We start from the raw sequence: 13,850 nt of genomic DNA on the forward strand, positions 1-13,850 counted from the left end.
GTGCCGCCTACGGCTCCACCAACAACGACATTGCCAACGCCACGAGTCCCACAGCCACTGCCGTCAGCACCGCTACGGTGACGACACGATCCAGCCAGCGATCAAAACTGGTCCAGGTGAACGACAGGCGTCTGCGACGAGACGATGCCCTGCGGCGGGTGGCACCGCGGGCAGGTGGAGAATTCATGGCCGAGATCCTTCCGACGATACCTTGAGCTTACGTGCTGGCGGCCTCCCTGACCACCAAAGCATCCAGAATACCGCAATTGCCTAATAAAAGGAGGCGGCTGGCGCTAGGCGCCGCCGCCATGGCGCCGTCGGATGATGGCCTGTGGACAGTCGGGGGCGCATCAAAGTGGCCCCCGCTGCCGGCGGGTCTAGGCTAGTGATTGATGCGCCGGTTGACGACGTTGGGGGCCCGGCGCAAGCGCTCCTCTTCCGCCATGTTGCCGGCTTCGAAGGGATCGGCGCCGACGGGTGTCTCGCCATGCTGGCGATAGAGTTGGGACAGCATATTGCGACGATCCGTCTGCAATTCCTTGACCAGCACGAACATCATGCCGAAGAGAATGAACGAAAACGGCAGCGCCGCCAGTACCGAGGCGGACTGCAGCCCTTTGAGGCCCCCCGCCACAATCAGGGTAAGGCATATGGCAGCGATCAGCAGCCCCCAGCACACTCGCTTGTAGAGCGGAGGGGCGATGGAACCGTTATCGGTCATCTGAGCCACGATGAATGACGCAGAATCTGCAGAGGTGACGAGAAAGATAAAGATCAGCAGCATCGCCACCACCGACAGCAGCGTCGAGAAGGGCATCAGGTCGAACATCTCGAACAGGGCCACGGTGATATTGCTCTGTGTCGCCGCTGCCAGTCCGGCATCTCCCCCCAGCTCCATATGCAGGGCGGCGCCACCGAAGACGCCGATCCACAGACAGGCCAGCAACGGCGGAACGACGAGCACGCCAAGCACATACTCGCGAATGGTTCGTCCGCGCGAGACACGAGCGACAAAGGTGCCGACAAAGGGCGACCAGGCAATGACCCAGGCCCAGTAGAAGATGGTCCACTGCGACGCCCAGGGATCGTCATTGTAGGGCGACATGGTCAGGCTCATGCCAATGAAGTTCTGAAGATAGTCGCCCAGCCCAAGCGTAATGGTCTCGAGAATCTTCACCGTCGGGCCGGTGAAGAGCACGTACAGCATCATGGCGATGCACAAGGCCATGTTGAGATTGGACAAGCGCTTGATGCCCTTGTCGAGGCCGGACCAGGTCGATGCCATGTACGCCAGGAACATGACCGACAAAATGATCGCCTGCCACCAACCGTTCTCCGGCAGACCGAACACAGCGTTGAGACCGCCATTCATCTGCAGCACGCCCAGGCCCAGCGACGTCGCGACCCCCATCACGGTGGCCACGACCGCAAAGATATCCAGCCAGTCGGTGTAGGGGCGGATGGCAGGTCGCTTGGCCGTCATCGAGGACAGCACCGACGACACCAGTCCGGCCTGATCCTTGCGGAACTGGAAGTAGGCGATGATCAAGCCCACCAGCGAAAAGGCCGCCCACTGGTGAACTCCCCAGTTGAAGTAGCTCATCTGGATGGCATAGCGCGCGGCCTCCACGCTTTCCGCCTCGACCGCACCATAGGGGGGTACGGCAAAGTGGGTCATGGGCTCGGCCATGCCATAGAACACCAGCCCGACACCAAAGCCCGCCGCCAGCAGCATGCTGATCCACGAGAAGGTGTCATAGGTCGGCGTACTGTCCTGAGGACCCAGGCGTACCTTGCCGTACTTGCTCACCGCCAGGCCGATCAGAAAGATCACAAAGGCGAACACTGCCAGCAGATAGAACCAGCCAAAGTAGTGGGTCACCTTGCCAAGCGCGGCACTGGCGGCGTCGCCAAAGGCCTCGGGGAAGCTGGCGCCAACGGCCACCAGGGCGATGATGATGAGGGCAGACAGACGGAAGACGCGATCCTTGCCAGCGAGCGGTAGACGCTCCTGTATCGTTCGACCGTTCATGGACACTCCTTGCCAAACGGCGGTCATGAGAATCAGGGCGTAGCACCCTAACAAAAGTCGGACTGTCCATCACGGTAGGTGAATATTCGTTTGAGCACAAAAAAGCCGGTGCTCCAAGGCACCGGCATGGCTATCGATAGCGGCATCAATAGCGAACGTCACCGCGGCTACCCGCTCGCAGGCATAATGCCTTCACGGTTGAGGCTTCGGCGCCACCAGCGTTGCGGTGTCGTTCTCGGCCGTTTCATCATCTTCCTTGAGGGCCTCCTCGGGAGGCGGCATGCCATCACTCTTGGCCTGGTCACGTGCCTCGAAGGCATCTGCCCCCACCGGCATCTCACGGTAGTGCTGCCGCAGGCCCTCGAGCATCAGCTTACGATCCTTGCGCAACTCGCGGACCATGACGACCACCATCATGTACAGAATAAAGGTGAAGGGCAGCGCCGCCAGCACCGAGGCTGATTGCAGCCCCTTGAGGCCGCCGGCGGCAATCAGCGTCAGACAGATGGCGGCGATCAGCACCCCCCACAACACCCGCTTGTACAGCGGCGGATCGATGGAGCCGTTGTCCGTCATCTGGGCCACGATATACGAGGCCGAATCTGCCGAAGTGACCAGGAAGATAAAGATCAACAGCATGGCCATGACGGACAGCAGTCCCGAGAACGGCATCAGGTCGAACATTTTGAACAGCGCCACGGTGATGTTCTGCTGTGTCGCCTGGGCCAGCCCCAGCCCTTCCGTCGCCAATTCCATATGGATGGCGGTGCCGCCAAACACGCCCAGCCACAGGCATGCCAGCAGCGGTGGCACGAACAGCACCCCAAAGACATATTCCTTGATGGTACGCCCCCGCGAAATCCGCGCGACGAAAGTGCCGACAAAGGGTGCCCAGGCGATGACCCAGGCCCAGTAGAAGATGGTCCAGTTCTGCGCCCAGGGATCATTGTTGTAAGGCGACATGCGCAGACTCATGACGAAAAAGTTCTGCACGTAGTCGCCAAGGCCCAGGGTGATGGTTTCCAGGATCTTGATGGTCGGCCCGGTGAACAGCACATACAGCATCATGGCGATGCACATGATCATGTTGAGATTCGACAGGCGCTTGATGCCCTTGTCCAGTCCGGACCAGGTCGAGGCCATGTACGCCAGAAACATGCAGAACAGGATAAGGAACTGCCACAGCCCGCTCTCAGGCACCCCGAACACCGCGTGCAATCCACCATTGGTCTGCAGTACCCCCAGTCCCAACGAGGTCGCCACCCCCATCACCGTGGCCACGACCGCAAACACATCCAGCGCGCCATTGAAACGGCGCAACCCCGGACGCTTGGCCGTCAGTGGTCGCAGCACCACCGAGACGAGTCCGGCCTGATCCTTGCGAAACTGGTAGTACGCAATGATCAACCCCACCAGCGCGAAGGACGCCCACTGATGGATGCCCCAGTTGAAGAAGCTGTACTGAATGGCATAGCGGGCTGACGCCGCGGATTCCGGTGCGACGTCACCATAAGGCGGTGCGATGTAATGCGTCATGGGTTCCGCCATGCCGTAAAACACCAACCCGACGCCGAAACCGGCGGCCAGCAGCATGCTGATCCAGGAGAAGAAGCCATACTCCGGCTTGCTGTCCTGGGGCCCTAGCCGAATCTTGCCGTACCGCCCCATGGCCAGCGCCAGCAGAAACACCACAATGCCGGTCACCGACAGCAGATAGAACCAGCCAAAATAGTGGGACACCCCGCCGAGGGCACGACTGGCGACTTCTCCAAAGCCCTCGGGGAACAGCGCTCCCAGCGCCACCAGTATCAGTATGATGACGGCGGAGGCATAAAAGACCCGCTGTCCTTCATCACGTTGCATATCGCCTTCCTTTTGTTCGACTGCTTGTTGGAAGGCCTGTGCAGCGCCGCTCCGGCGAGAACTTCGCGCGGACGCTCACGAGAGAACGTTTCTGCCCGGAGACTCACCGAGCAGCCTTTGCAGACCTATGCTTTGATAACAGTTAGTTTGTTATCTATCATCCCCACCTAGCCATCGCCGTCTCGAAGGTGCTGACGTCATGGCAAGGCGTTTGCTCACACCGCGCCGTGGATGCCACGGTGAAGGACGACAAGGCGCGCTTCACGCACCCCAGTGTCATCATAATGAACTGGGTGCGATTGCCAGCATCTTCTCCTAGACATAAGCCGAGACGGCAAAAAATCAGCCGGTATCGACATTCAGAATGTCTCTTTATCCTGACGAAACATGCCGGATCGCGGAGGAACGCTTCATGACTCGCCTCAGCACTACCCCTCTTTCTGTTCTCGACCTGGCCCCCATCCGTGACGGCGGCACCATCGCCGATAGCTTCAGCGATAGCGTGGCGCTGGCCCGCTTGACCGAGTCGCTGGGTTTCACTCGCTACTGGCTGGCGGAGCACCACAGCCTGGAAGGCATTGCCAGTGCCGCCACCTCGGTACTGATGGGCCACATTGCCGGGAAAACGTCGCGCATTCGTATCGGCAGCGGCGGCATCATGCTGCCCAATCACCCTCCTCTGGTGATTGCCGAGCAGTTCGGGACACTGGAGACGCTATATCCTGGGCGAATTGATCTCGGCCTGGGCCGCGCCCCCGGCTCGGATGCTGCCACCATGGCAGCCATGCGTCGCGACCCCCACGCGGGGGTGGACGACTTTCCGCAGCGTCTGGAAGAACTGGAAGGTTATCTGGATGAGGCGCGTCCGGGACAGCGAGTTCAGGCCGTGCCGGGCCAGGGAACCCGGGTACCGATCTGGCTGCTGGGCTCAAGCCTCTACAGCGCCCAGCTTGCCGCTCACAAGGGTCTGCCGTTTGCCTTTGCCGCTCAATTCGCCCCGGCGCAGCTGGATGATGCCCTGGCGGTCTATCGGCGCAACTTCCAGCCCTCTGCCGTGCTGAAGGCGCCTTACGCCATGGTCGGACTGCCGGTACTGGCGGCGGACAGCGACGAACATGCGCACTTTCTCTCCACCACCGCACAGCAGAAGTTTCTTGGCCTGATTCGCGGCCAGCGGGGACGCGCCAAGCCACCGGTCCGCTCGCTCGACTGGAACCCCATGGAGCGCGCCCAGGTCGAGAGCTTTCTCGGCGCGGCGGTCATCGGCAGCCCAAGCACGGTGCGCGACGGCCTGGAGCGCATGCTCGAGCGCACCCAGGCCGACGAGTTGATGCTCAACACGGATACCTATGCCCTGGAGGATCGCCTCAACAGCTACCAGCTGGTGAGTGACGTATGGCGGCAGGCATGAGAATCCCTCGCTGAGCCCCCTGTCTCAGTTAGCCAGGTGACGCCAGTCGGGCTCACGCGTCAGCCAGTCGGGCCCGGCCTGTTCAAAGGCATGGGCCCAACGCAGCAGCGCCAGATCCTGGCGATGCGGGGCGATCACCTGGATGCCCATGGCTCGTCCTCGAGCATCAAAACCTGCAGGCAGGTTGATCACCGGACAACCCGACAGTGACCCAGCGATGACCACTTCCATCCAGCGGTGATAGGTGTCCATGGTGCGTCCTGCGATTTGGGGTGGCCATGGGGTCTCCACATCAAACGCAAAGACCTGAGCGCTTGGCAGGACCAGGGCGTCATACTGCTGGAAGAGTTCAAGCAGACGAGCGTGCCAGGCGCTTCGCGCCACATTGGCACGATGAACATCCAGCGCCGACCGCTGCATACCCTGTTCGATTTCCCACTGCGCCTCTGGCTTCAATGCGTCTCGGCGCGACACGTCCTGCCACACTTCGGAAAGGCTTCCAGCGATGGCCCATTGGCGCAATACCAGCCAGCTTTGCCACAGTCGCGCAGGGTCGAAACCCGGGTCCAGGGCCTCGACCCGGGCACCCAGATCCTCGAATACCGCCAATGCCCCCTGGCACACCTCCAGCACCCCCTGTTCCATCGCCAGATGTCCCTGCCAGTCGCCCAGCCAGCCGATTCTCAGGCCCTTGATCGCATCTTCTTGGGCGAGTGGGCCTGCCAGTGACGCCGGATCATCTTGCAATGACAAAGGCGCGCTGGGGTGTGCTCCCGCCTGGGTCGCCAGCAAGCGGGCCACATCCTCGACAGTTCTCCCCATCGGGCCCTCGGTCGCCAACTGGTGGCCGAATATCTCTGGACCCGGTCCATGGGGCACCCGCCCAAAGGAAGGGCGCAAGCCAAACAGGTTGTGATAGGCCGCAGGGTTGCGCAGCGAACCCATCATGTCGCTGCCATCCGCCACCGGCAGCATTCGCATGGCCAGCGCCGCCGCGGCACCGCCACTGGATCCCCCCGCACACAAGCGAGGATCATAGGCGTTTCGCGTGGCGCCAAAGACCTGGTTGTAGGTGTGGGAGCCAAGGCCGAATTCCGGCGTATTGGTCTTGCCGATAAAGATGGCCCCGGCTCGACGCATGCGCTCGACCATGATGCCGTCCTGTTCGGGCACCTGACCGGCAAACAAGGGGGACCCCATCGAGGTCGGCATATCCCGGGTGGCCGAGAGGTCCTTGATCGCCTGGGGGATGCCATGCAACCAACCGCGAGAACGCCCTGCCGCCAGCTCACGATCGCACTCGCCGGCTTCGTCCATCAGCAGGTCATGATCGCGCCGGGACACGATGGCATTGACCACCGGATTGGCGGCATCTATGTGCGCCAGATATGCGGTCATGACGTCTTTACAGCTCAGCTCCTTGGCGTGCAGTTGCCTCGAAAGCTCGCTGGCGGACAGTGACAGCAGTGCATCCTGGTGCATGGACCCTTGATCGCTTGGCATGCCTTCATCCTTGTCTTGTTGGACCTTGTGCAGGACCTTGTATTGGACGTCTGGTGGAAAGCCATGGGACTGTGACATGGCTTTCCGAGCCTACCCGAACCGGCCCTACACCAGCCATAGCAAACACGCCGCGTTGATGATGAAGACCACGAACATCAGCAGAATGGTATAGCCCATCACCTGACCGGCCTTGAGCCCTGTCACCCCCAGAATGGGCAGCAGCCAGAAGGGCTGTGCAAGATTGGTCAGCTGATCCCCCATCATCACCGACATGACGGCGAGATGAGCCGGCAGGCCAAGTTGCAGCGCCGCCGCTGTGGCGATCGGTCCCTGAACGGCCCACTGCCCGCCACCGGAGGGCACGGCAAAGTTGACCAGTGCAGCGCTGATCATGCTGTACAGCGGAAAGGTGTCTGGCGTCGAGATGCTGACAAACCAGTCTGCAATCATGCTGAACAGGCCACTACCGGCCATCAGCCCCAGGATGCCGGCGTAGAAGGGGAACTGCAGGATGATGCCACCTGCGGCAGACGACGCCCGCATGATGGCTCGGGAGTAGTTGCCCAGCGAGCCGTGCATCAGCAGGCCCAGCATCAGAAAGCCAAAGTTCAGCACATTGAGATCCAGCCCCAGCAGGCCTTCCGCCAGGATGTAGCGCACCACGAAGAACAGACCGGCCAAGGCGATGGCCCAGCACAGTACGCGGCTGCGGTTTACCCGGTTGGCGGGCAGGCGCCGCTCCTCGTCGGAGAGCGGCTCTTCCACGCTGTCTTCATCGTCCTGGCCCGCGTAGACCACGGTCGTGGTGGGCGATGGATGCAGCAGTGCCAGCAGCAGCGGCGTGACCACCACCGTCAGCAGCACAAAGATCAGGTTGTAGGGCTGGAAGATCGTCTCGGAGAGGGGGATCAGGCCGATGCTGGATTCCAGAAAGTGCCCTGGGGTATTGACCAGCAGGGCGCCCGAACTTGTCAGCCCAGTCTGGGAAATGACCCCACCTCCGTAGGCCGCTGCTGCCAGCAGAGGAAAGTGCACCGCCAGGCCATTGTCGCGGGCGTAGCGCGCCACCTCTCTGGCAAGAAAGGCACTGACGATCAGACCGACCCCCCAGTGCAGGAAAGACAGGATGCTGCCCGCCAGGGCGGTCACCACAATTGCGCCCGTGCGAGAGCGGGGCAGCGAGGCCACCCAGCGTAGCGCTCGCTGCATTGACGGTGCGGTGGCCAGGCCAAAGCCGGTGACCACGATCAAGACCATTTGCATGGCAAAGGTCAGCAGGCGCCAGAAACCGCCGTACCACTGGTCGATCAGCTCCACAGGACCATGCGGAGTGAACGCCAGCGCAGCGCCGAACACCATCAGCGTGAGGATTACCGCCAGGGCGAAGGGATCGGGAATCCAGCGGATACCGAAGGAAGCAGCGCCATCACCCAGGCGCTGCATGAATGACGAGAAGGATCGGCCAGAGCCAGAGGGTTTTGCCACGGACCGCTGTGGAGTCGACATGTTGGTAGCCTCTTGAATGCCACACTTGTTGTTGTGACGGCGACCAGCATGGCCCGGAGCCCGGGCCCGACCTACCAGGCCAGGAAACGTGATGACACACAGGGCCATGCCGACGCCGAGGAAAGATCCGTCAGCGCCTTCCGACCCGTGAAATACCAGAAGCCCCTGCGTTATATACATCAGTAGGGCAGCGCGTGATTCCAGGTCAACGTGTCATGACCGATAGCGCAGATAACGTAAGCCTTAGATTAGAATTCTCCCATACAACGCCAGACACGGCACAGCCCCTGCGCCTCAGTGTCCTCCGTGCAGGGTGGCTAGCGCCTGTCGCCAATTGGGGTACACGTCACGATAGCGCCTCACACCCTCCGGGTCCGGCACGCAGCGCGTGGTCTCATCCAACTGAATCAGCGACTGGCAGAGGCTGTCGAGTTCGCCCTCGCCGTTGCACCAGGCCGCCTGTATGGCACCACCCAGCGCCGCGGCGTCAGTGACGCTTGGACACACCACTTCTGCCTGGGTGACATCCGCTACCATCTGACGCCAGGCGGGGCTGTGGGCGCCGCCCCCGATCAGGCGAATCTGACTGGCCTGATCGGCCAACGGGCCCAGCAGGTCAAGCCCGTAGCGCAAACAGAAGGTCGCGCCCTCGACCACCGCACGACATAGGTGTGCAGGCGAAGTATTGCGGCTGTTCAACCCCAGAAAGGAAGCGCTCGCCTCTGGCAGCGCGGGTACCCGCTCGCCGTTGAAGAACGGCAACACCGTCACACCGTCGGCGCCTATCGGTGCCGACTGGATCGCCTGATTGAAGCCGGCGAGGTCGAGGCCGAACAGCTCCCGCACACGATTGGTCGCCGAGGTGGTATTCATGGTGCACACCAGCGGCAGCCAACCATCGTGGCTGGCGCAGAAGTTGGCGACCATGGCGGATTCGGCCTTTACCGGCTGCGCAGAATGGGCACATACCGTGCCCGAGGTGCCGAGACTCATGGTGACCATGCCGGGCGCAATGTTGCCGGTACCGATGGCCCCCAGCATGTTGTCCCCGCCACCGCTGGCAACGATGACGCCTTCGCGTAAGCCCAGCTCTCGCGCCAGGGCGGGCCGCACCTGCCCGGCGACCTCGCGGGAGTCGATCAACCGCGGCAGCACCCGCTCAGGATCGAGCTCCGGTGCGATCAGCGACCATACATCGGGGCGCCAGTGTCGCGCGCGAGTATCGAAGTAGCCGGTGCCCGAGGCGTCCCCTGCCTCGGCCACCCGCTCTCCGGTCAGCCAATAGTTGAGATAGTCGTGGGGCAACAGCACGCTGGCGACCCGAGCATACACCTCGGGATGCTGGCGGCGCAGCCAGGCGACCTTGGAGGCGGTATAACCGGTCTGCAGCACCAGTCCCAGACGCTCGAGACAGCCTTGTTCCCCCCCCAGGGCATGGATCAGCGCGTCATTTTCCCTGTGGGTTTCGGTATCACACCAGAGCTTGGCGGGATACAGCACCTGGCCCCTTTCATCCAGCGCCACCATGCCATGCTGCTGACCGGAAATCCCGATCGCCTGCACCGAGGCAGCCGTCACGCCAGCGCGATCAAGCGCCTGGTGAAACGCCCCTCGAAACGCTTCCGTCCAATCTTCTGGCCACTGCTCACGCCGCCCATTGGCCCCTTCGTCGAGTCGGTGAGGTCGGCTGGCTTCACCAAGGCATGCTCCCCTTTCCAGGTCCACCACCACCACTTTGGTGCTCTGCGTGCCGCAATCCACACCGAGATACATGGGCTGTCTCCTTATCTCGTCGCTTATCTCGTCGCTTGTCTCATACCTGGCTCCGGGTCTCGTCAGCGACCAATGCCTCAAGGGTGGCGCGTGCCCCCTGCTGCTGCAAGCGCTTGAGCGCTTCGACATAGGCGTCGACGAAGCGTGGGGCCTCCGCCAGACTGCCAAACAGCTCTCTGTTCTCGATAAAGGCCGTGGGCCGCGCGTGTTGAGAGACGGCAATCGGTGTCAGCTGGTCCTTGAGACGATCGACAACGGCGATAGGCTGTCCCTGCTCATCCACACCCTCGGCATAGCGCGCCCAGCTTGCCACCACCGTGGCCGAGCGCTTCAGCGCGCCACCCTGTTCCAACTGGCGGCGTATCACCGGCACCAGCCACTTGGGAATGCGGTCAGAGCTTTCGGCACACAGCCGTGCCAAGGTGTCCTTGATCTCGGGATTGGCAAAGCGCTCGATCAAGGTATGTCGGTACTGGTCCAGGTCGACGCCGGGCACTTCCGGCAGCGTCGGGCTGCCTTCGTCTTTCATATAGCCCAGCAGGAACTCGACGAACAGCGGGTCCTGGCACACCTCGTGGGCATACCGATAACCCGCCAGGTAGCCCAGATAGCACATGGCCTGATGACTGGCGTTGAGCAGCCGTAGTTTCATCAGCTCATAAGGCTCCACATCCTCGACCACCTGCACCCCCACGTCATCCAGGGCCGGGCGCCCCATCGCGAAATGATCTTCCAGCACCCACTGGGTGAACGGCTCGCAGATGACGGGCCAGGCATCCTCGAGATCAAAGCGCTGATGCAGTTCCTCTATATCCGCCGGGGTGGTCACAGGCGTAATCCGGTCCACCATCGAGTTGGGAAACGGTACCTGCGCTTCAAGGTACTGTCCCAGCTGCGGATCCCGCGCGTGGGCGAAGGCGCCGAACATCCGCCTGGCCACATCGCCATTGCCGGGAATATTGTCACAGGACATCACCGTAAAGGGGGCAAGGCCGCGATCCCGGCGACGCTCGATCGCTGCGACCACCAGGCCAAAGCTGCTGCGAGGCGCCATCGGATGTTCCAGGTCATGGAGCACATCGGCCGTTTCCAGATCAAACTCTCCGGTGATCGGATGAACGTTGTAGCCTCCCTCTGTGACCGTCAGCGACACAATGCGGATAGCAGGGTCTGCCAGCATCTCGATAACGCCTTCCGGGTCATCCGGCGCGTATCGGTAGTCGATGATCGAGCCAATGACACGCGGTTCGAGCATCCCGTTCGGGTGCTTTACCACCAGGGTGTACAGGTAGTCCTGGCTGGCCAGCGCCTCCTGCATGCGACGGTCACCCGGCATCACGCCAATGCCGACAATGCCCCAGTCGTGGGCCTGCCCTGCTTCCATCAAGCGATCCAGATACATGGCCTGGTGGGCGCGATGAAAGCCCCCTACCCCGATGTGCGCCATCCCGGGAGTCAGCGCCGTGCGCCGGTACGATGGCACCGACACGTGCGGATCGAGTTGAGCCAGTGTCGCATTGGCAAGTCGTGTCATGATGGCTCTCCGCCAGTGTTGCAGTAAGAAAACGTTGCGCCACGCCAATCTGATCAGACGTGCAGGCGATGGATGCAGATATGCCCCGGGAAAGCGGCCACGCCGCCGTCGACGACGGGGGTCAGTGCCAGTAAAGATCGGCGCGCCGCGATCGGGTCTTGATCAAACGCGCGTTGAGCATGTCCTTGTCTCGCGCCTTGGCAATGGCGCCGGAGGGATCCTGGCCCATGCCGATCCAGCGTTCGATCAGGCGCCTCTCCAGCTCGCTGTCATCGACTTCAAGAAACAGGCTGAAGTCGAAGAAGTCCTGCAACGCCTGCCATGGACCATGATCCAGCAGCAGATAGTTGCCTTCGACAATCAGTAGACGGTGATGGGGCGTGATGACCCTTGCGCCGGCTCGCGCCAGATCGAGAGGACGATCGAACACGGGCACCGCCACCGGGCGGTCGGCTCGCTTCAGCCGCGTCAGGTCATGACGCAATCCCTCCACGTCAAAGGTCTCTGGTGCTCCCTTCAACGCCAGCAACCCCATGGGCTCGAGCACGGCGTTGTCGTAGTGGTAGCCATCCATGGGCACCACCTCGGCGATGCCCGGCAGACGCTCATTGAGCTGTCGGGCGAGCCAAGCGGATCGAAACGACTTGCCCGCGCCGGGAGGGCCTGCCAACGCCACGATGAAACGGTCCTTGCCGTCACTGCGCGCCAGCAGCTCGTCCGCGATGGACGCTATGGTAGGGGTCATCGTTTACCTCCCGAGAGCCAGCGGCTCAACTCATCCAATTGCCGCCGTCGACATTGAGTGTCTGGGCGACGATGTAGTCACTCTCACGACTGGCGAGGAACACCGCCGCGCCCACGTGATCCTCCGGGCGTCCCATCCTGCCGTAGGGTACCGACTCCCCCACCAGTCGCTTCTTCTCTCCTTGAGGCCGTCCTTCGTAGCGCGCAAACAGCGCGTCTACCTCATCCCACATGGGGGTATCCACCACTCCCGGCGCGATGCCATTGACGCGAATCCCGTGACGGATCAGGTCGAGCGCGCAGGACTGGGTCAGACTGATGACGGCTGCCTTGGTCGCGCAATAGGTGCTCACCAGCGGCTCACCGCGACGGCCCGCCTGGGACGCCATATTGATGATGGCACCTCGGCGTTCGTCCTCCACCATCGCTCGCGCCACCGCCTGCAGGGTGAAGAAGAGCCCTTTCACGTTGACGGCAAATTGACGGTCAAAGTCAGCCTCGGTGACATCCAACACCGGCGCCATGCCAAACACCGCCGCGTTATTGACCAGCACATCAATGCCGCCGAAGCGCTGCCGCACACCCTGCACCATGGCGTCGATCGAAGCCCGGTCACGCACATCCAGCACCACCCCCATTCCCCGCTCGGGGGCAACGCCTTCCAGCGCCTGGTCGATCGCCCGCTGGTCGATATCGGCAATGACCACTGTGGCGCCTTCCTCAGCGTAGCGCTGTGCGATCGCCAGACCGATGCCACGTGCACCGCCGGTGATGACCGCTACCTTGTCCTTGAGCTGGCCGTTCATCATGCTCGTTGCTCCTGCTGTTGGCGCCAGATGCCCCACAAGCCAGGCAGCTGGTCCATGTGGGTCATCACCTTCCAGACTCCCAGGTGCTGCAGGCGCTCGGCATGGCCGGGCGCGAGGTGGCTGGCGCCGACGAAACCAATGACCGTCATCCCCGCCGCGCGTGCGGCGGTCGCCCCCGCCAGGGAGTCCTCGACCACCAGGCAGGCCTCAGGGGCCACGCCCAGGGTCGCCGCGGCGAGCTGATAAACGGCAGGATCTGGCTTGGGCCGTGCGACCTGTTCCGCACAGAAGATCGGGGCCTGAGCCAACAGCTGATCCAGCCCGGTGTGGGCCAGCGAGGCTTCCACCCGCTGGCGCCGACTGTTGGAGACCACGGCCTTGGCCTGTGGGATGACCGCCAGGGCCTGGGCTACGCCATCCACCGCCTGAAGCTGCTCGGCCAGCCGCGCTTCGATCTCATCATCCAGCCGCTCGAGCGCCCTTGAGGGCAATTGGTGAGTGCTGAGTGACTCCAGGGACGCCAATATCGCCTCGGTGGTCTGCCCCAAGGCCGCGTTCAGGGCGGCCTCGATATCCAGATCCGGCAGCCAGCTGCTCAGCCGCTCGGCCAGGGTCGCCTCGGCGATGACTTCGCTATCCACCAGCACTCCATCACAATCGAATATCAGCATCATG

The 13,850-nt window shown here is 62.4% G+C and carries 11 protein-coding genes; 1 reads left to right on the plus strand and 10 read right to left on the minus strand.

Annotated features, from left to right (window positions below; genetic code table 11):
- Positions 1-7: 7 nt before the first annotated feature.
- From KUV72_RS06250 to KUV72_RS06260, 3 genes are all read right to left on the minus strand, one after another.
- The gene (locus tag KUV72_RS06250; protein ID WP_206941839.1) at positions 8-187 is read right to left on the minus strand and encodes a hypothetical protein; all 180 of its coding nucleotides are present in this window, start codon (positions 185-187) and stop codon (positions 8-10) included.
- Positions 188-382: 195 nt separating this feature from the next.
- On the minus strand, positions 383-2,032 hold the full coding sequence (locus tag KUV72_RS06255) for a BCCT family transporter (protein WP_222162550.1): 1,650 nt from the start codon (positions 2,030-2,032) through the stop codon (positions 383-385).
- A 192-nt stretch (positions 2,033-2,224) separates the two neighbouring features.
- Complete coding sequence (locus KUV72_RS06260; protein WP_222237768.1) at positions 2,225-3,895, minus strand: BCCT family transporter; 1,671 nt, start codon at positions 3,893-3,895, stop codon at positions 2,225-2,227.
- A 412-nt stretch (positions 3,896-4,307) separates the two neighbouring features.
- On the opposite strand from KUV72_RS06260, the gene KUV72_RS06265 reads away from it, so the two are divergent.
- Complete coding sequence (locus KUV72_RS06265; RefSeq protein ID WP_222237769.1) at positions 4,308-5,306, plus strand: LLM class flavin-dependent oxidoreductase; 999 nt, start codon at positions 4,308-4,310, stop codon at positions 5,304-5,306.
- 24 nt (positions 5,307-5,330) lie between these two features.
- Here the strand turns inward: KUV72_RS06265 and KUV72_RS06270 are convergent, their stop codons facing one another.
- The 7 genes from KUV72_RS06270 to KUV72_RS06300 form a co-directional block, all read right to left on the minus strand.
- On the minus strand, positions 5,331-6,809 hold the full coding sequence (locus tag KUV72_RS06270) for an amidase (RefSeq protein ID WP_222237770.1): 1,479 nt from the start codon (positions 6,807-6,809) through the stop codon (positions 5,331-5,333).
- 105 nt (positions 6,810-6,914) lie between these two features.
- Positions 6,915-8,315 (minus strand): short-chain fatty acid transporter, encoded by a 1,401-nt coding sequence (locus KUV72_RS06275; RefSeq protein ID WP_222237771.1) that lies wholly within the window; start codon positions 8,313-8,315, stop codon positions 6,915-6,917.
- A 294-nt stretch (positions 8,316-8,609) separates the two neighbouring features.
- On the minus strand, positions 8,610-10,088 hold the full coding sequence (gene xylB, locus KUV72_RS06280; protein WP_222237772.1) for a xylulokinase: 1,479 nt from the start codon (positions 10,086-10,088) through the stop codon (positions 8,610-8,612).
- A gap of 40 nt (positions 10,089-10,128) precedes the next feature.
- A complete protein-coding gene (locus KUV72_RS06285) occupies positions 10,129-11,622 on the minus strand; it encodes a mannitol dehydrogenase family protein (protein WP_222237773.1) in 1,494 nt (497 codons plus the stop codon).
- Positions 11,623-11,743: 121 nt separating this feature from the next.
- Positions 11,744-12,367 carry a nucleoside triphosphate hydrolase gene (locus tag KUV72_RS06290; RefSeq protein ID WP_222162544.1) on the minus strand — a complete coding sequence of 208 codons (624 nt, stop codon included), beginning with the start codon at positions 12,365-12,367 and terminating at the stop codon, positions 11,744-11,746.
- A 25-nt stretch (positions 12,368-12,392) separates the two neighbouring features.
- Positions 12,393-13,175 (minus strand): L-iditol 2-dehydrogenase, encoded by a 783-nt coding sequence (locus KUV72_RS06295; protein WP_308126700.1) that lies wholly within the window; start codon positions 13,173-13,175, stop codon positions 12,393-12,395.
- Complete coding sequence (locus KUV72_RS06300; protein ID WP_222237774.1) at positions 13,172-13,849, minus strand: HAD family hydrolase; 678 nt, start codon at positions 13,847-13,849, stop codon at positions 13,172-13,174. The genes KUV72_RS06295 and KUV72_RS06300 overlap by 4 nt, the downstream gene beginning before the upstream one ends.
- Position 13,850: the final 1 nt, after the last annotated feature.

The sequence above is a fragment of the Halomonas sp. DP4Y7-1 genome (genome assembly GCF_019800705.1).
GTDB lineage: Bacteria > Pseudomonadota > Gammaproteobacteria > Pseudomonadales > Halomonadaceae > Halomonas > Halomonas litopenaei_A.